The organism is Thermophilibacter sp. ET337 (genome assembly GCF_024733715.1).
Lineage (GTDB): Bacteria > Actinomycetota > Coriobacteriia > Coriobacteriales > Atopobiaceae > Thermophilibacter.
Genome location: NZ_JANRHO010000001.1, coordinates 106,693 through 125,347 on the forward strand (window position 1 = coordinate 106,693; position 18,655 = coordinate 125,347).

An 18,655-nucleotide genomic window follows, 5' to 3' on the forward strand; every position below is an offset into this window, starting at 1 on the left:
GCGATGCCGATCGGACCCGCACGCATGCCCATCATGGATCACCTGGGCGAGCTCAGGCGTCGCATCACGATCATCGTGGTCGCCGTCATCGTGGGCGCGCTGGTCGTCTACATGGCCACGCCGACGCTCATCGAGATGATGATTGACCAGATCCGCTCCGCCATGCGCGGCGGCGACCTCTACGTCTTCTCCGCGCTCGGCGGCTTCACCATCCGCTTCAAGGTGTCGCTGTTCTTCTCGGTGATCGTGTGCTCGCCGATCATCATCTGGCAGATCATGGCGTTTTTCCTGCCGGCCCTCAAGCCCAACGAGCGCAAGTGGGTCGTGCCCACGGTGGGCGCGATGGTCGCCCTGTTCTTCCTGGGCATGATCTTCTGCTACTTCATCATCCAGCCGGCGGCCTTTGGGTGGCTCCTCGACCAGACCTTCGAGTTCGCGCAGTCCATGGCCGACGCCGAGGACTACCTCAACATCTACATGCTGCTCGAGATTGGCTTTGGCCTGGCCTTCCAGCTGCCGCTCGTGATCTTCTACCTGTCGATCTTCCACCTGGTGCCGTACCGCACCTTCCGCTCGCAGTGGAGGACCGTCTACGTGGCCCTGATGGCGCTCTCGGCCGTCGTGACGCCCGACGCCTCGCCGATCACGATGGTTCTGATGTTCGCGGTTCTTATCGCCCTATACGAGGCCGCGCTGGCCGTCGCCCGCTACATCATCATCGCGCGCGACGGCAAGGCCGCCCTCAAGTGGGGCCGCGAGGACTACGAGCAGCGTGACCTCGACCGTCTCTAGGCAGGTGATGTCGTGAGGCTGATCGTCACCGAGAAAAACGACGCGGCGCAGCAGATCGCGCGCCTGCTCTCCGAGTCCGGCAAGCCGACGGCCGACAAGGTCTACAACACGCCGGTCTACCGCTTCCGCGTGGGCGGGGAGGAAAACGTCACGATCGGCCTGCGCGGCCACATCCTCAAGGTGGACTTCCCGGTCCAGCTGACCTTTGACGACGCAAACGGCTGGCAGGGCCTCACCGCCGACGGCGAGCTGCTGCCCGCCGACGTGCCCGACGGGCTCGCCCGACCTCCCTACAAGTCCAAGCGCAAGCCCTATCTCTCCAACGGCATCGACCTCAAGGGCTGGAAGATCGCGAGCCTCCCGTACCTGGTGTGGGCGCCCATCGAGAAGCTCCCCGCAGAGAAGGAGATCATCCGCGCCCTCAAGAACCTCGCCAAGAAGGCCGACAGCGTGGTCATCGGCACCGACTTCGACCGCGAGGGCGAGCTCATCGGCTCGGACGCCCTGCGCCAGATCCGCGAGGTCGCGCCCGGGGTCCCCGTCTCGCGCGCCCGCTACTCCGCCTTCACCAAGGCCGAGATCGACCACGCCTTTGCCAACCTCGTCGAGCTTGACCAGGACCTCGCCGACGCCGGCGAGTCGCGCCAGTACATCGATTTGATCTGGGGCGCCGTCCTCACGCGCTACCTCACGGCGGCGCGCTGGAGCGGCCTTGGCAACGTGCGCTCCGCCGGCCGCGTGCAGACCCCCACGCTCGCCCTGGTGGTCGAGCGCGAGCGCGAGCGGCTCGCCTTCAAGCCCGAGGACTACTGGGTCATCCAGGGCCAGGGCGAGAAGGACGGCGACGCCGCGGGCCCCTTCCGCATCGCCCACGCGACCGGCCGCTTCTGGGAGAAGGCCGCCGCCGACGCGGCCTTCGCGCACGTCGCCGACGCCACCGAGGGCCGCGTCACGGCCGTCGAGCGCAAGAGCCGCACCCAGCGCCCGCCCGCGCCGTTCAACACCACGAGCCTGCAGGCCGCGGCCGCCGCGGAGGGCATCTCCCCGGCGCGCACGATGCGCCTCGCCGAGAGCCTCTACATGGACGGCCTCATCTCGTACCCGCGCGTGGACAACACCGTCTACCCGAGCTCGCTCGACCTGCGCGACTGCGTGCGCACGCTCTCCAAGGTCCCGCAGTACGCTGGCACCTGCCAGGCGCTTCTCGCCCAGCCCAAGCTCACGGCCACGCGCGGCAAGGAGGAGTCGACCGACCACCCGCCGATCTATCCCACAGCGGCCGCCGACCCCGAGCGCCTGCAGCCCGCGGCGTGGAAACTCTACAACCTCATCGCGCGGCGCTTCCTCGCCACGCTCATGGGCCCCGCCACGATCGAGGGGACCAAGGTCACCATCGACGTCTCCGGCGAGCCGTTCACGGTGAGCGGCAGCGTGCTCGTGACCCCGGGCTTCCGCGCGGTCTACCCCTACGGCCTCAAGAAGGACGACCAGCTCCCGGCGCTGGCCGAGGGCGACGTCGTGAGCGTCTCCGACATGGAGCTGCTCGCCAAGCAGACCGAGCCGCCCGCCCGCTACAGCCAGGGCAAGCTCATCCAGGAGATGGAGAAGCGCGGTCTTGGCACCAAGTCCACGCGCGCGAGCATCATCGACACGCTCTACGAGCGCAAGTACTTCAAGAACGACCCGGTCGAGCCCAGCCAGCTCGGCATGGCGATCATCGACGCGCTTCACACCTACGCGCCGCGCATCACCTCGGCCGACATGACCGCCGAGCTCGAGGACGACATGACGCAGGTCGCCGACGGCAAGAGCAGCCAGGAGCAGGTGGTCAACCACTCCCGCGCGCTGCTCGCCGACCTCATGGACGCGCTCGTGGAGCACGTCGACGACCTCTCCGACTCCATCGCCGACGCCGTCACGGCCGACGCCAAGATCGGCGTCTGCCCCAAGTGCGGTCGCGACCTCGTGGTCAAGACCTCTGCCAAGACGCGCGGCAGCTTCGCCGGCTGCATGGGCTGGCCGGAGTGCGACGTCACCTACCCGCTGCCCCAGGGCAAGATCTCCGCGCTCGAGGGCGAGGAGGCCGTGTGCCCGGAGTGTGGGGCGCCCCGCGTGAAGGTGCAGCCGTTCCGCAGCCGCGCGTACGAGACCTGCATCAACCCCGCCTGCCCCACCAACCGCGAGCCCGACGTGGACGTGGGCGCCTGCCCCGCGTGCGCACAGGACGGCCGCGAGGGGCGCCTGGTGGCCCACAAGTCCGAGAAGAGCGGCAAGCGCTTCATCCGCTGCACCAACTACGAGGAGTGCGGGACGAGCTACCCGCTGCCCGCCCGCGGTAAGCTCGAGGCCACCGGGGAGACCTGCCCGGACTGCGGTGCCCCGATGGTCGTGGTGACCACCGCCCGCGGCCCCTGGAAGCTCTGCCCCAACATGAGCTGCCCCGGCCGCGAGAAGAAGGAGGCCGCTCGGGGGGCGCGCGGCCGCGGTCGCGCCGGCGGCGCTCGACGCGGCACCAAGAAGAAGTCCTAGCGGGCGCGGGGTCGAGGCTCTTCTCGGCCCCGCGTCCTTCTCGGCCGGCGCATCCGGGGGTCGGCCGGGGCTCCCGGCGCGGTGTCCCCGTTTTACGTATCATTGACATTGTCGTCAGACGTCATTGTCAACCTTGACATTGTCGTCAGACGTCAGTGTCAACAGTGTCAACCTTGACGTCAGCGTCGTGCCGGGAGGTGAGCCATGCTGGACATCAAGCGCGTGCTCAAGAGCAAGCCCAGAAAGCCGGAGCACACCGCGCTGCGGACGATGCTCACCCCGTGGGGCGAGAAGATCGCGGCGGGCGAGAAGGACCTGCCGCCTGCCTCGCACCCGAGCCCCCAGCTGGCGCGCGACGCATGGACCTCGCTGAACGGCGCCTGGGAGTGCGCGTTCGTCTTTGCCCACGACGCTGCGACCGCATGGCGGCGCGCCACGCCGCCCTACGGCGGCTGGCAGCCCATCCGCGTGCCCTTCTCGCCCGAGGCGCCGCTCTCCGGCGTGGGGCGCCAGCTCCAGCCGAGCGAGCTGCTCTGGTACCGCCGCTCCTTCGAGGCGCCGGCGCTCTCCGCCGACGAGCGGCTGCTGCTGCACTTCGAGGCCGTGGACTGGGCCTGCCAGGTCTTTGTCAACGGCGTGCCCGTCTGCGAGCACGTGGGCGGCTACCTGCCCTTCTGCGCCGACGTGACCAGCGCGCTGCGGGCGGGGGCCAACCAGCTCGCCCTCTGCGTCTTTGACCCGAGCGACGCCGGCGCGCAGCTGCGCGGCAAGCAGCGCCTGGAGCGCGGCGGCATCTGGTACACCGCCCAGAGCGGCATCTGGCAGGACGTGTGGTACGAGGTCGTCCCCGCGGCTCGCGTGAGCTCTCTGAGCCTGGACCCGCGCCCCGAGGAGGGCCGGCTCGTCCTGACCGTGGGCGTCGAGGGCGCGGGCGTGCTGGAGGCCCGGCTGCTCGACGAGGGTCGCATGGTTGCCCGCGCCACGGCGCGCGCCGTCCCGGGGCACGAGGCACGCCTTGTGCTCGCGGTGCCCGACCCGCACCTGTGGCGTCCCAGCGACCCGCACCTCTACGACGTCGAGCTCTCCTTTGGGGCGGACCGCGTGCGCAGCTACTGCGGCTTTCGCACCGTCGAGGTCGCCGCGGACGAGGCCGGCGTGCCGCGCGTGCGCCTCAACGGCAAGACGCTCTTCCTGCGCGGCGTGCTCGACCAGGGCTACTGGCCGGACGGCCTCATGACGGCGCCCTCCGAGGCCGCCTTCGCCCACGACATCCTCGCCGTCCGCGAGATGGGCTTCAACATGCTGCGCGCGCACGTCAAGGTGGAGTCGCGTCGCTTCTACGCGCTCTGCGACCGCCTGGGCATGCTCGTGTGGCAGGACATGGTCTCGGGCGGGGGCGCGTACGGCGCCTGGCAGACGAGCTACAAGCCCACGCTGCTGCGTGCGAGCTGGGGGCTCACGACCGACGAGGGCACCCGCGCCGCGCGCCGGCTCTCCGCCGACGACCCGGGCTATCGCCGCGAGTGGCGCGAGGCCTGCGCGGGGACGGTCGCGCTGCTGGGCGGCCATCCCTGCGTGGTGGGCTGGACGCTCTTCAACGAGGGCTGGGGCCAGTTCGACTCGCGCGCGGCCTGCGACGACGTGCGCGCGATGGACCCCACGCGGCTGGTCTGCGCGGCGAGCGGCTGGTACGACCGCTGCTGCGGCGACGTCCGCGGCGTGCACAACTACTTCCGGCCCCTCGAGGTCTGGCGCGACGTCGCGGCTCGGCCGCGTGCCTTCGTGATCTCCGAGTTTGGCGGCGTGAGCTGGTCGGTCCCGGACCACGTGAGCCTGCGGACCGCGTACGGCTACGACACGGCAAAGGACGGCGAGGCGTTCTCGCGCGAGGTGACGCGTCTTCTCGACCAGGCGCTCGCGCTGCGCGGGGCGGGCCTTGCCGGCTACGTCTACACGCAGCTCAGCGACGTCGAGGAGGAGACCAACGGGCTTCTCACCTACGACCGGCGCGTGAACAAGCTCGAGGCGGGCGGCCCCGAGCCCGCTTAGGGGCCCGTCACCATGGCCTGCGAGGCGGCGTGGCGTTCTCGTGGCGCGCCGCGGGAGGCGCTACCATGGAAGAGCTGGCGAACAATGAGAGGGGGCGCATGGGCGCGCGCGGGGTCTTCATCACGCTCGAGGGGGCGGACGGCTGCGGCAAGTCGACGCAGGCGGCGCTGCTCGAGGCGGCGCTTGCCGCAGGCGGCCGCGAGGTCGTGCGCCTGCGCGAGCCCGGCGGCACCCCCATCTCCGAGAAGATTCGCGCGCTGCTTCTGGACCCGTCCAACGCCGAGATGTCGGCGGAGTGCGAGCTTTTGCTCTACGAGGCCAGCCGCGCCCAGCTCGTGCGCCAGGTGATCGAGCCGGCGCTCGCGCGCGGGGCCGTGGTGCTGTGCGACCGCTACTTCGACTCCACCTACGCCTACCAGGCCGGCGGCCGCGCCCTGCCCGAGGGCCTCGTCCGCGCCGCCAACGAGCTCGGCAGCTGTGGGCTCGTCCCGGACCGCACGCTCGTGCTCGACCTCGATCCCGCCGTCGGCCACGCGCGCGCCACGGCCGGCGGGGCGGATCGGCTGGAGGCCGAGGGCCTGTCGTTCCAGGAGCGCGTGCGCGCGGCCTACCTGCGCCTTGCCGGCCAAGAGCCGCAGCGCGTGCGCGTGATCGACGCCTCGGGACAAAAGGACGAGGTCACCGCGCGGCTGCTCGCCGCGTGCGCGGACCTCTGGGACCCTCGGGGGTGAGCGCCGTGACCCGTCCCGACCGACCGGCCGGCGCCGTGACCCGCCCCGCCGCCCTCGACGCCCTGTCCGACCAGCCGCGCGTGCGCGACTTTCTCGCCCGCGCCCTGGCCGACGGCTGCCTCAGCCACGCCTACCTCTTCGTGGGGGCGCCCGGCTCGGGCAAGCACGAGGCCGCCGAGGCGCTGGCGAAGTGCGTCGTCTGCCCCCACGGTGGCGACGCCGTCTGCGACGAGTGCCGCCGCGTGGCGCACCGCACCCACCCGGACGTCCGCTGGCTCGAGCCGGGGAGCGCCACGGGCTACCTCGTGGCCCAGGTCCGCGAGCTCATCGACGACGCGAGCCTCGCGCCCACGCGCGCCAAGACCAAGGTCTACGTGCTCGAGCGCGCGGAGCTGCTCCGCGGCGCCGCGGCAAACGCCCTGCTCAAGACCCTTGAGGAGCCGCCCGCGGGCGTGATGTTTGTCCTGTGCGCCCGCACGACCGCCGCGATGCTGCCCACCATCGTCTCCCGCTGCCAGCAGGTGCCCTTCCGGGCCGTCTCGACCACGGGCGGCGTGGACGCCGTCCGCCGTGCGGTCCCGGCGAGTGAGACCGAGGCCCGCGTCGCCCTGGCGGTCGCGGGCACGCCGGCGCGCGCGGCTGAGTTTCTCCAGTCCACGAGCCGCCGTCAGGTCCGTCGCCTCGTGGTGGGCGCACTCGACGCGCTCGCGCGCGACGACTCCTGGGACGTTCTTCTCGCCGCGCGCGAGATCGTGGCCGCCGTGGCGGTGCCGCTGGCCGACGTCAAGCAGGCCCAGGAGGACGCGCTCAAGGAGACGCAGGACTTTCTCACCTCGGCAGCGCTCAAGCAGGTGGCCGACGCCAACAAGCGCGAGCTCACCGCTCGGGAGCGTTCGGGTATGATGGAAGCCCTGTCCGCCGCCGAGTCTCTCCTGCGCGACGCGCTCGTTCGCTGCGAGGGCGTGGGCGAGGACATCGTCAACGACGACGCGGCAGCCACCGTGGACCGCATCGCCGCCGCGAGCGACACCCCGGCCGTCCTGCGCGCGCTCGACGCCGTGTCGCGCGCGGCGGACGACCTTACGCACAACGTATCACCCCAGCTGACCGTCGAGGTCATGCTGCTTCGCATCAAGGAGGCACTCGCATGCCCGCCATCATCCCGGTGAGGTTTACCTACGCCGCCCGCGACCTGTGGTTCGACCCTGCGGGCACCGGCGCCCAGGAGGGCGACCACGTCATCTGCGTCACCGAGCGCGGCCAGGAGTTTGGCCTGGCCACCGGCGATGCCCGCGAGGTGAGCGACGAGGAGCTTGCCGAGACCATCGGCCACGCGCAGCTGCGCGACGTGCTGCGCATCGCCACCGACGACGACCTCGCCCGCGCCGAGGAGCTCGAGCGCCGCGGCGAGGAGGCCCTGCCGGCGTTCCGTCGCCACGTGGCGGAGTCCGGCCTGGACATGAAGCCGGTGGGCGTGGAGTACCTCTTCGACGGCGACAAGGCCGTGTGCTACTTCGCCGCGGAGGAGCGCGTCGACTTTCGCCAGCTCGTGCGCGACCTCGCGCGCGAGTTCCACGTGCGCATCGACATGCGCCAGATCGGCGTGCGCGAGGAGGCGGCCATCGTGGGCGGCTACGGCCACTGCGGCCAGGAGCTCTGCTGCCGCCGCTTTGCCATGGGCTTTGACCCGGTCTCCATCCGCATGGCCAAGGAGCAGGACCTGCCGCTCAACTCCACCAAGATCTCCGGCGCGTGCGGACGGCTCATGTGCTGCCTGCGCTACGAGTTCGAGGCCTACCGCGACTTCAAGGGTCGCGCGCCCAAGCGCAACGCCGTGATCGACACGCCGCTCGGCAAGGGCAAGATCATCGAGTACGACACGCCCAAGGAGCAGATCGTCCTGCGCCTGGAGAGCGGCAAGCAGATCCGCGTGGCGCTCGCCGACATGACGGCCTCCGAGGCCGCGCACAAGAAGTCCGAGGAGCTGGGCTGCCCGTGCCGCCCGGACACCGTGACGCGCGAGGTGCTCGACCGCTTGGAGTCCCCGGACGTGCAGATGGCCCTGGCCGAGCTCGACCGCAAGATGGGCGTGACCGCCGAGCCCGAGGTGGACGCCTCGGACCTCTTCGTGGACACGCGTCGCAAGCGTCGCCGCGCCTCTGGCGGGGCGGAAGCGCAGGGCGAGAAGGGCCGTGGAGCCGCGGAGCTATCTGCCGCGGGTGCGGACGAGGCTCCCACGCGTCGTCGTCGCAAGCGCCGTCCGGGCGACGGCGGGGCCGGCAACGCTGCCGCCCCGGCCGCGTCCGCCAAGGCCGACGCCGGCTCGCAGCCCGGGACGCGCCGTCGCCGTCACCACCAGGCCGGCGAGGGCGCCGCGGACGCGGGCGCGCAGGGCTCCGGTGCGGGTTCCGGCTCCGGCTCCGGCGCGCAGCCGGTCAAGCGGACGCGCCGCCCGGGCGACCGGGGCGGGCAGGCCGCTGCCGAGAAGGGCACCCAGCCGCGCGGGATGCAGCCGTCGCGCCGCAAGCGCGGGGCGCAGGCGTCCGGCTCCGGCGCGGGCCAGCAGGGCGGCGAGCAGGGCGGCCAGCGTCCGGCGCCCAAGCACATGCAGGGCGACGAGACCGCTCCCAAGGCGCGCCGCCGTCGTCGTCGCGGCGGCCGCGGCAAGGGCGGCGCCGGCTCCGAGGGCGGTGCCGGCGGCGGCGAGTAGGGACGTAAGGTTCTTTTCGGCCAGGTATTGACGAGTTTGCAGACCGTCCGGAATCCGCACCTCCTCTGGATGCGTGCGAGTTCCGGACGGTTTTGTCCGTCAGAACGTCCGGAATCCGCACGTACCCAGATCACGTGCGAGTTTCGGACGCCTTACGCTAGGGCGGCGAGGCGCAGCGCGAGCTCGACGGTCCCCACGGCGTACCCGCCGCGCGCGAACAGGCCCAGCGGCGCGCCGTCGCCGCGGCAGTCGAGCAGCACGGCGAGCGGCAGCAGCTCAGGGTTGGCAAACATACGGCGCGCGAGGCGCTCCGGCTGCTCGGAGAAGTCGTCGCGGGCGAGCGTCACGGAGGCGCCGGCGCCGCGCAGGGCCGTGAGGCAGCGCGCGAGCGTGGGGTCGGCCTCGGCCGCCGCAGCGTCCTCGCGCGTCACCAGCGTGAGCGCGATCTTCTCGGCGGCGAGTCTGTCCGCGGCGTCCGCGAGCTCGTTTTCCAGGTGCTCCGTGGGCTCCTCGGCGAGCTCCAGGAAGGCGAGAAGCGCCAGACCGTCCGTGGGCGCGAGCTTGCCGGCGGCGGGCAGGGGGATGCGCTGCAGCATCTCGCTTGCCTGCGGGCTGCGAAGGCGCAGGTCCAGCTGCGCCGGGGCTTCCGGTGCGACCTCGATCACGCGCTCGCACGCCTGCTGGTTGCCGTTGGGAAGGCGCACGGTTGTGGTGACGCGATACCGGCCCGCCGGCACCTCGAGGCGCTCGGGGTCCTGCCCCCAGAGGTCGAGCTCGTGAAAGCCGTACAGGAGCTGGCCGCTCACCTGCATCGAGGAGCCCAGCCTCGCGACGGTGAGGTCGGTGCCGTACGAGAGGGCGCGCCCGCTTGGGGGAGTGAGACGCAGCTCAAACGTCCGCTGCTCCTCGGGCGCCCCCTCCACGCAGACCCACGTGCCGAACCGCAGCACCTCAGCGCGCAGGTCGGCCGGGTTGAGACGCGCGGGGACGCCAAGGCTGCGGCAGGCGGCCACAAAGAGCGTCCGCCGCGTGATCTCGGAGGCCTCGCCCGAGGTCAGCGCGCCCACGGGGGTCCCCACGAGCTTGGCCATGTGCTCTTTGGGCGAGAAGGACAGGCGCCGCGCCAGCAGCTGCCACGCGGCCGCCGGGTCGCTCGCGATCAGCGCGCGGAGCTCGTCGTCGAGCATTCCGGGGAGCTGCGGGCGCCAGAAGCTCAGGTGCTCGAGGTGCACGCGCGGGCACAGGACGAAGCGCTCCCAGACCTCGCGGTCGAGCTCGGGGTCGCGCGCCGCCAGGGCCGCGCGGAGGTGTCCCTCCAGCACGCTGGCGGAGAGGTCGAGATAGTCCTTCTCCGACAGGGTCTCAAGAAGGGCCAGGCGCTCGGGCTCGGGCCCGGCGGTCAGAAACGAGAAGACCTCGTCGGCGTTGCCGAGCGCCCCGTCCAGGACGCGCGCGACCGCCGCCCCGTCATCGTCCGGGCGCAGCTCAGCCGCCCGCGCGGCGAGCTCTGCCGCGTGCGCACGCAGGGCGGCAACGCGCTCATGGCGCAGCTTGTCGGCCGCCGCCTTGCATTCGCGCCCACGCGCCTCGGCCTCGGGGGAGAGCGCCTGCGTGCGCGCGGGGTGATCCTCGGGCGCCCGGACGTCGAGCTCGCGCCAGTCGCCGGGCTCGGGCGCCGGCGCGAGCTCGAGCGCGACCTCGCAGGACCGCGCGAGGTCCACGTCCTTCTCGGCAAGGAGCTCTCCGGCAGAGGCGTGCACGCGCACCGTGCCTTTCCCGAGCGTCACCGCGCAGCTGCCGGTGACGTTTGTCGAAAGCGTCACGAGCGGACGCCAGCCCGCCATGTTGAGCACCTCGAGCGAGACCGCCGCTCCCTCGACGGGCGTGCCGGCAGCGTCCGTGACGCGCACCGTCAGCTGCGCGCAATCCGCGTAGGAGCTCGTGACGTTGACCACGTACGCGCAGCCGCTTCGCATGAGGACGTCCTCGGACGCGCAGCCAAAGTCTGAGAAGAGCCGCGTGCTCACCATGGGGGCGCGGCCCGAGGCGGCGGTGAACCAGCCGCGGTCGAGCGCCTCCTCCGGCTCGCAGGCGCCCAGGTAGTGCCAGGCGCCGTCCGCGTAGGCCTCGACCCAGGCGTGATTGTCGTCGCAGTGCGCCCACCAGGGCGTGTAGAGCTGGCGGGCCGGGATGCCCACGGCGCGCAGCGCGGTCACGAGCAGCGTGGACTCCTCGCCGCAGCGCCCGGCCGCCGCAGCGATCACGCCGCGCGCGCCGAGGGTGCGGCCGTCGGTGGTCTGATACGTCGCCATCTCGGCGCACCAGTAGTTGACCTCGATGACGGCGCGCTCGGCGGGAAGGCCCGCCACGCGCGGCGCGAGCTCCGCCCAGAGCGCGGGGCGCACGTCCTCGAGCGGCTCGTTGTTGATGCGCGGGCAGGCGACGTAGTGGATAAAGACGTCCTCGGGAAGCTCCGCGGCGGCCCCGGCGCGCAGCATGAGCGCGTGGCGCGCGAAGCCGAGCAGCGTCTCGAGCGGCGTGTCAAAGACGTCCGTCAGCGGCAGGGTTGCCACGAAGGAGCGGGTGAGCAGCGCCTCGTCGGCAGGCAGCGGGGCGAGAAGCTCCTCGACCTCGCGGTCCTTCTCGCCCAGCAGGGGACGGCGCTCGGCGTAGCGACGTGCGACGTGGCGGGCAAAGCTGCGGGAAAGCATGGCGTCTCCTTCGTGTCATGTCGTGCCCGCACATGGTACCCCAACGGCCGACCGTCGGCCCGCCTTTGACGTCTTTTAGGGTATGTACACCCGCCTTTGAGGGTATGTACGCCCCGTCAGGAGGCCCTTCTCGCATCTCCGCAGCTCAAAGGCTTAGCGAGAAGAACGCGCCGCCCGCACGACCGTACATACCCTCAGGGGCGGGCCCGCGGTCGGAACGTCGATTCGTCGTCCCGTTGTCGCCAATTTGTTCTTACGCCACGGGTACGCTCAGTTCGTACAGCTCGTGAGGAGCGACGTCTTGACCATGGGGCCACTCGATTCCCGTGCCGCCCTCCAGCATGCGGACGGCTCTGAAGTAGGAGGGGTTGAGCAGCTCTTCATACCAAGGTCCGCTCGTGTAGGGCGAGACGTCGAACTCCCTCTTCTCACCGGTTTCGTACTCAAGGAACAGCCGGCAGTTGTCGAGCGGCTCCACAAGCACCAGTCTAGGCTGCAGCATCCCTGACCTCCTTTGCTTTGCTTCAGTCTACCCATAGGGTGACGGATGGAATCCAGGAAGGTATGGGATGGGCGGCGCGTCCATCCCACACGCGCGCTTGCCCGTCTCGCGCTACGATAGTGTCTCGCCAAAGACCCGAAAGGACGCGCATGTACGGACTCAAGACCGAGGCCAGCTTCGACTCCGCCCACTTCCTCGCCGACTACCACGGCAAGTGCGAGAACCTCCACGGCCACCGCTGGCGCGTCGTGGCATACCTGCGCACGCCCGAGCTGGGGGCCGCCGGCACGGAGCGCGACATGGTCTGCGACTTCGGCGTCTTCAAGCGCGCCGTCCGGGAGCTCGCGGAGGAGTTCGACCACACCTTCCTGGTGGAGGAGGGGACGCTGCGCCCGGCCACGATCGAGGCCCTGGAGGGCGAGGGCTTCTCGCTCACGGTCCTGCCCTTCCGCACCACGGCCGAGAACCTCGCCCGCCACTTCTGCGAGCGCCTGCGCGAGCGCGGCCTGCCCTGCGCGCAGGTCGACGTCTACGAGACCCCGCTCAACTGCGCGACCTATCTCGCGGACTGAGCCTCGTCAAACGCGCCGCAGGTCGGCGCCCCCGCCGCCCACAGACGGCAGCGGGCCGTCGGCCATCTTGTCACGACCTTGAATGATTATTGAGGGGCCCCGGTGGCTATACTTGCCTCAGGGTGAGTTCGGGAGAGCGGAGGTGCGTCATGGGAAGCCATCCCCTGCATGGGGTCAACCTGACGGGTTGGCTGACGCTTGAGTCGTGGGTGACGCCCGAGCTCTTTGCCGAGGCCGGCGCGCTCGACGAGCAGTCCCTCGCAAACGCCCTCGGTCCCCGTCGCTACGCCGACCTCGTGCGCTCGCACCGCGCGGAGTTCGTCACGCGCGAGGACTTTGCCCGGATCGCCGCGCGTGGCTTCAACGCGGTGCGCCTTCCCGTGCCATGGTACGTCTACGGCGAGCAGGGCCCCGAGCCCGGGCCCTACGTGGGCTGCATCGAGTTGGTCGACCAGGCGCTCGAGTGGGCGGAGGAGATCGACCTCAAGGTCATCTTCGCGCTTGCGATAAACCCCGGCGCGCCCTGCCCCGACGAGGGCGTGGCGCCGGACAACGCCGACTGCCACGTGCCGCGCGAGCGCATACTCGACGTGGTCTACGCCCTCGCCAAGCGCTACGCCCTGCGCGCGGGCTTCTTTGGCATCGAGCTCGCCGACGACGCCGTCCCGCAGGTGCGCCGCGGCCTGGCGCTCACCGACGGCGTGCCCATCCATCGCCTGCGCAACTACTACCGCGAGGCCTACGAGCTCGTCCGCAGCGCTGCGGGCGAGGATCCCGTCGTCATCATCCCGGACGGCGGCATCCCGGGCGGCTGGGGCCGCTTCATGGCGCAGCGCCACTACGTCAACGTCTGGCTCGACAGCCATCTCGACCGTCCCGCCACGCGCGTGGACGTCTCCGGGCCCTCGGGCGTGCGCCGCCTCGTCGCCGCTCACGACCGCCACCTGCGCGAGGCGCGCCGCTGCGGCATGCCCGTCATGGTGGGCAAGTGGTCCTCGTCGCTTCCCGTCGCGGACGCCCAGATGACGCCGGAGGGCCGCATCGCCCTCGAGCGCGTCTACACCTCCGAGCAGCTGGGCACCTACGAGAAGTGCCCCGCGTGGTTCTTCAACACCTGGAAGACGAGCGGGCTTCTGGCGGGCTGGGACGCGCGCGTCGCCCTGGCGACCTTCGAGCGCGGGATGATCGTCTGATGGCGGTCGCCGCGCCCGCCGGCGTGCTCAGCGTCGTCGGCACCCCCATAGGAAACCTCGAGGACGCCTCGCCCCGCGTGATTCGCACGCTCGGCGAGGCGGACCTCGTGCTGTGCGAGGACACGCGCGTCACCGGACGCCTCATGTCCGCCTTTGGCCTGCACGTGCGCCTCGAGCGCTGCGACGAGAACGTCATGGCCGAGAAGGTCGCGGGCGTGCTCGACCGCCTGGCCGCCGGCGCGCGCGTGGCCTTCGTCTCCGACGCGGGTATGCCGGGCGTCTCCGACCCCGGGCAGCGCCTCGTCGACGCCGTGCTCGACGCGGGCCTGCGCGTGGAGGTGGTCCCGGGCCCGAGCGCGGTGACCTGCGCGCTGGTGGCGTCGGGGCTTGCGAGCGAGCACTTCTTCTTCGAGGGCTTCCTGCCGCGCCGCGCGGGCGCCCAGCGCTCGCGTCTCGAGGAGCTGGCAGTGGTCCCGGGCACGCTCGTGGTCTACGAGAGCCCGCGGCGCGCCGCCGAGACGCTTGCGCGCGTCGCCGAGGTCATGCCGGGGCGCCGCGTTGCCTTGGTGCGCGAGCTCACCAAGCTCCACGAGGAAGTCGTCCGCGGCGAGGCCGCCGAGCTCGCCGAGCTCGTGGCCGCCCGTGGGGAGCTGCGCGGCGAGTGCGTGATCGTGATCGCCGCGCCCGACGCGGGCGAGCTCGAGCGGCGCCGGGCGGCCGCGGGCGGCCCCGGAGGCACCCTCGAGGAGGAGATCGCCGCGGGCCTGGCCGCCGGCGAGCTCAAGAGCGCGCTGGCCAAGCGGCTGGCCAAGTCCTTCTCGCTTCCCCGCGCCGAGGTTTACGACAAGGTGCTCGCCGCCGCGCGGTAGCGCCCGTCCCGGCGGCAATGTGCGCACCCTCCGGCGATGTGCGCACTCCCCGGCAATGTGTACACGGCCTCAGAGGTCCTTCTCGGCAGATGCGCAGGTAGACGCGCTGCCGAGAAGTGCGCACAACGCCGTCCGGTGTACACAACGCGAACAAGTGCGCACAACGCCGAGAAGTGCGCACATCCCGGCGGGCGCGCCGCCCACCCCGCCCCGTCCGCGCCCCGCGCAAAGCCGCTCGCCGCCGCTTCGCTGCCGCTCGCGAAAGAGTACAATCGACTCCACATGCCAAAGTCCGTCATGAGGAGCACCTATGGCAGAGAAGCCGTCCTACTTCGTCACCACCCCCATCTACTACGTCAACGCCGCGCCGCACCTGGGCACCGCCTACTGCACCCTGCTCGCCGACGTCCAGGCGCGCTTCCGTCGCGCCGCCGGCTACGACGTCAAGTTCCTGACCGGCATGGACGAGCACGGCGAGAAGGTCGCCGAGGCCGCCGCCGAGCACGGCATGACCCCGCAGGAGTGGTGCGACTCCCAGGCCCCGCTCTTCAAGGACCTCTGGAGCGAAATCGAGGTCTCCAACGACGACTTCATCCGCACGACCGAGCCGCGCCAGCACCACGCGGTCCAGTACCTCTGGGACCGCATGCTCGAGTCCGGCTACCTCTACAAGGGCTCCTACGACGGCTGGTACTGCGTGCCCGAGGAGACCTACTTCACCGAGACCCAGGTCGAGAAGGCCGACGAGGAGCGCGGCACCAAGGGCCAGCACCTCTGCCCGGACTGCGGCCGCCCGCTCGAGCGCGTCCAGGAGGAGTCCTACTTCTTCAAGCTCTCCGCCTTCCAGGACCGTCTGCTCAAGCTCTACGACGAGCACCCCGACTTCGTCCAGCCGGACTTCCGCATGAACGAGGTCCGCAGCTTCGTCGAGGGCGGCCTGCAGGACACCTCGGTCTCCCGCACCACCTTCGACTGGGGCATCAAGGTGCCCTTTGACGACAAGCACGTCACCTACGTGTGGTTTGACGCCCTGCTCAACTACATGACCGCCGTGGGCTACAGCCTGGACGACCCGGCCTCCGCGGCCGAGTTCGCGCGCCGCTGGCCGGCCCAGTGCCACCTCATCGGCAAGGACATCATCCGCTTCCACTGCATCCTGTGGCCCGCCATGCTCATGGCCATCGGCGAGGCCCTGCCGGAGCACGTCTTTGTCCACGGCTTCCTCACGGTGCGCAACCCCGAGACCGGCCAGGCCGAGAAGATGTCCAAGTCCCGCGGTAACGCGATCGCCCCGCGCGACGTCATCGACCTTCTGGGCGTCGAGGGCTACCGCTACTACTTCATGACCGACGTCGTGCACGGCGACGACTCGGCCATCTCCTTCGAGCGCATGGAGCAGGTCTACAACGCCGACCTCGCCAACAGCTGGGGCAACCTCGTCTCCCGCGCGCTCAACATGAGCGCCAAGTACTTCGAGGGCGCCACGCCGGCGTGCCCGGAGGGCTGGGCCGAGAGAGACGGCGTGCTCAAGGGCGTCGCCGAGGGTATCTACGACGCTTATGCCGCGCGCATGGAGGTCTTTGACTACGCGGGCGCCAAGGACGTGGTCATGGAGCTCGTCCACGCCGCCAACCACTACATCGAGGACTCCGCGCCCTGGGCCGTGGCCAAGGACCCGGAGCGCGCCGGCGAGCTCGCGGACATCATCCGCGACCTGCTGGAGTCCATCCGCATCTGCGCGCACCTCTTCGCGCCGTTCATGCCCACGACCTCGGCCGAGGTCCTGCGCCGCATGTCGCTCGAGGCCGAGGCCGCGACGGACGACCTGCGCGCGGCCTGCGCCTGGGGCGGCCTTGCCGGCGGCGTGCCCGTGACCAAGGGAGACGCGCTCTTCCCGCGCCTCGACACGGCCAAGAAGTAGGCGGGCGTGGGCGGATCTCCTCTCGCAAGCCCCGGCGCCACGCGCGCCCTGCTCGAGGCGTACGGCCTCGCGACCAAGCACAGCCTGGGCCAGAACTTCCTGGTCAACAACCACGTGATCGAGAAGATCATGGACCTGGCGGAGCTTGGGCGAGAAGACCGCGTGCTCGAGGTGGGGCCTGGCATCGGCACGCTCACGCTGGCGCTTCTCGCCAAGGCGGGACGCGTGGTCTCGGTGGAGATGGACCGTGAGCTCGAGCCCGTGCTCTCGGCCCACGCCGCCGCGCACCCGAGCTTTGCCTACCTCATGGGGGACGCCCTGCGCGTCCCGGCGGAGAAGATCGTGGAGGCCGCGGGCGGCGAGCCCACGGCGCTGGTGTCCAACCTGCCCTACAACGTGGCGGCCACGATCATCCTGGCCTACCTGCAGGGCATGCCGAGCCTGCGCCGGCTCGTGGTGATGGTGCAGGCCGAGGTCGCCGACCGCATCTGCGCCGCCCCCGGCAGCCGCACCTACGGCGCCTACACGGCCAAACTCGCGCTACTCGGACAGGTGACCGGGCGCTTTGAGGTGGGTCCGGGCAACTTCATGCCACCGCCGCACGTGGACTCCGCCGTGGTGCGCATCGACCGCGCGCCGCTGGTGGCGCCCGAGCTCGTGGCGGGCGTGTCCGCCGTGATCGACGCCGCGTTCGCGCAGCGCCGCAAGACCATCCGCAACTCCATGTCCTCATCGGGATACGAGAAGGGCGCGCTCGACGCGGCGTTTGCCGCCTGCGGGATTGCGCCCACGTGCCGGGCCGAGACGCTCGCGCCCGAGGACTTTGTCCGCCTTCATCAGGAACTCTCGCAGACTCAGGGCCAGGTCCGGCCGATTGGCGGGACCCAGGACCAGGGATAGACCAAAAGGAGCTAGGAGCACACCATGTCCAACGTCATTGCGCTCGACGATCTCACGCTCGCGGACGGCGAGCTGTTCCACGACCACAAGGGGACGGCGGCCCCGATGCCCGTGCCGCTCGCGCCGCTGGCAGACACCCACGGTCACCTCACGAGCTTCCGCGAGCACGACCCGGCGATGGCGCTCGTGCGCGCCGCGCTCGCCGGCGTGCGCCTGCTCGTGGTCCCCATCGACCCCATCGACGACATCCCCCGCAGGTGGGAGAGCGTGCCCGCGCTGCTGAGCTGGCTTGACGAGCAGATCGAGACCGCGCGCGAGGCGCTCGCCGAGTGCGCCGAGCGCGGCTTTGTCCCGCCCGCCTTCGAGGGCTACGACGCGCCCGAGCTTCTCGACAACGTGCGCATCGTCGCCGGCGCGCACCCCTACGGCGCGGGCACCTTCGACGACGACGTCATGGCGCGCCTGCGCGAGCTGCTGGCGAGTCCCCGCTGCGTGGGCGTGGGCGAGTTCGGCCTCGACTACGGCCCCTCGAGCACGGTTCCCTATCCGGTGCAGGAGGAGGTCTTCCGCGCCCACCTGCGCCTCGCCAAGGAGCTGGGGATGCCCGTGCAGCTGCACATCCGCGACGCCGCCAACGACGTCCGCTGCGGCGCCCACCGCGACGCCGCGCGCATCCTCGAGGAGGAGGGCGTGCCCGAGGCCGGCTGCGACCTGCACTGCTTCACGAGTGGCGTCCGCGTGCTCGAGAGCTTCACGCGCCTGGACTGCCGCATCGCCTTTGGCGGCGCGCTGACGTTCATGCGCTCCGACGACATCCGCGAGGCTGCGACCATCTGCGCCGAGCGGTACCTGCTCACGGAGACGGACAGCCCGTACATGGCGCCGGTGCCGCTGCGCGGCGAGGAGTGCGAGCCCGCGATGGTCGCCTTCACCGCGGCGATGATCGCGGACGTCCGCGAGAAGGGCGGGCGCGGCTCGCGTCAGGAGACCTACGACGCGCTGTGGCACAACGCCTGCGCGCTCTTTGGGCGATAGGGGCCGTTCCCGAGGTTCTTCTCGTCTGGACCGTTCGGGCGGCGCACGTTCCCCGGGGAGGTGCGGCGCCCGGACGGTTTTGCGTCCCGGACCGTCCGGATCCCGCACGTGGCTGAAGCAGGTGCGGCGCCCGGACGGTTT

Annotated in this window: 14 protein-coding genes; 12 read left to right on the forward strand and 2 right to left on the reverse strand. The window is 71.1% G+C overall.

The window, feature by feature from the left end:
- Positions 1-3 precede the first annotated feature (3 nt).
- The 6 genes from tatC (at position 4) to NW198_RS00570 (ending at position 8,811) form a co-directional block, all read left to right on the forward strand.
- Entirely contained in the window at positions 4-792 is a 789-nt protein-coding gene (tatC, locus tag NW198_RS00545; protein WP_258339583.1) for a twin-arginine translocase subunit TatC, read from the forward strand.
- 12 nt (positions 793-804) lie between these two features.
- Entirely contained in the window at positions 805-3,321 is a 2,517-nt protein-coding gene (locus tag NW198_RS00550) for a DNA topoisomerase I (protein WP_258339584.1), read from the forward strand.
- A 204-nt stretch (positions 3,322-3,525) separates the two neighbouring features.
- Positions 3,526-5,370, forward strand: coding sequence for a glycoside hydrolase family 2 protein (locus NW198_RS00555; protein WP_258339585.1), 1,845 nt, complete (start codon positions 3,526-3,528; stop codon positions 5,368-5,370).
- Positions 5,371-5,435: 65 nt separating this feature from the next.
- Positions 5,436-6,101 carry a dTMP kinase gene (gene tmk / locus NW198_RS00560; protein ID WP_258339586.1) on the forward strand — a complete coding sequence of 222 codons (666 nt, stop codon included), beginning with the start codon at positions 5,436-5,438 and terminating at the stop codon, positions 6,099-6,101.
- A 5-nt stretch (positions 6,102-6,106) separates the two neighbouring features.
- Positions 6,107-7,270, forward strand: coding sequence for an ATP-binding protein (locus tag NW198_RS00565; protein ID WP_258339587.1), 1,164 nt, complete (start codon positions 6,107-6,109; stop codon positions 7,268-7,270).
- Positions 7,249-8,811, forward strand: a complete 1,563-nt coding sequence (locus NW198_RS00570; protein ID WP_258339588.1) for a regulatory iron-sulfur-containing complex subunit RicT — start codon at positions 7,249-7,251, stop codon at positions 8,809-8,811. The genes NW198_RS00565 and NW198_RS00570 overlap by 22 nt, the downstream gene beginning before the upstream one ends.
- A 152-nt stretch (positions 8,812-8,963) precedes the next feature.
- Here the strand turns inward: NW198_RS00570 and NW198_RS00575 are convergent, their stop codons facing one another.
- On the reverse strand, positions 8,964-11,522 hold the full coding sequence (locus NW198_RS00575) for a transglutaminase domain-containing protein (RefSeq protein ID WP_258339589.1): 2,559 nt from the start codon (positions 11,520-11,522) through the stop codon (positions 8,964-8,966).
- Between the two features lie 253 nt (positions 11,523-11,775).
- Complete coding sequence (locus NW198_RS00580) at positions 11,776-12,024, reverse strand: DUF2442 domain-containing protein (protein ID WP_258339590.1); 249 nt, start codon at positions 12,022-12,024, stop codon at positions 11,776-11,778.
- 149 nt (positions 12,025-12,173) lie between these two features.
- On the opposite strand from NW198_RS00580, the gene NW198_RS00585 reads away from it, so the two are divergent.
- The 6 genes from NW198_RS00585 (at position 12,174) to NW198_RS00610 (ending at position 18,514) form a co-directional block, all read left to right on the forward strand.
- Complete coding sequence (locus tag NW198_RS00585; protein WP_087315304.1) at positions 12,174-12,596, forward strand: 6-carboxytetrahydropterin synthase; 423 nt, start codon at positions 12,174-12,176, stop codon at positions 12,594-12,596.
- 149 nt (positions 12,597-12,745) lie between these two features.
- A complete protein-coding gene (locus NW198_RS00590; protein ID WP_087315302.1) occupies positions 12,746-13,789 on the forward strand; it encodes a glycoside hydrolase family 5 protein in 1,044 nt (347 codons plus the stop codon).
- On the forward strand, positions 13,789-14,658 hold the full coding sequence (gene rsmI, locus NW198_RS00595) for a 16S rRNA (cytidine(1402)-2'-O)-methyltransferase (RefSeq protein WP_258339591.1): 870 nt from the start codon (positions 13,789-13,791) through the stop codon (positions 14,656-14,658). The genes NW198_RS00590 and rsmI overlap by 1 nt, the downstream gene beginning before the upstream one ends.
- Positions 14,659-14,968: 310 nt before the next feature.
- Entirely contained in the window at positions 14,969-16,579 is a 1,611-nt protein-coding gene (metG, locus tag NW198_RS00600) for a methionine--tRNA ligase (protein WP_258339592.1), read from the forward strand.
- A gap of 6 nt (positions 16,580-16,585) precedes the next feature.
- On the forward strand, positions 16,586-17,479 hold the full coding sequence (rsmA, locus tag NW198_RS00605; RefSeq protein WP_258339593.1) for a 16S rRNA (adenine(1518)-N(6)/adenine(1519)-N(6))-dimethyltransferase RsmA: 894 nt from the start codon (positions 16,586-16,588) through the stop codon (positions 17,477-17,479).
- A gap of 24 nt (positions 17,480-17,503) precedes the next feature.
- On the forward strand, positions 17,504-18,514 hold the full coding sequence (locus NW198_RS00610) for a TatD family hydrolase (protein WP_258339594.1): 1,011 nt from the start codon (positions 17,504-17,506) through the stop codon (positions 18,512-18,514).
- Positions 18,515-18,655 lie beyond the last annotated feature (141 nt).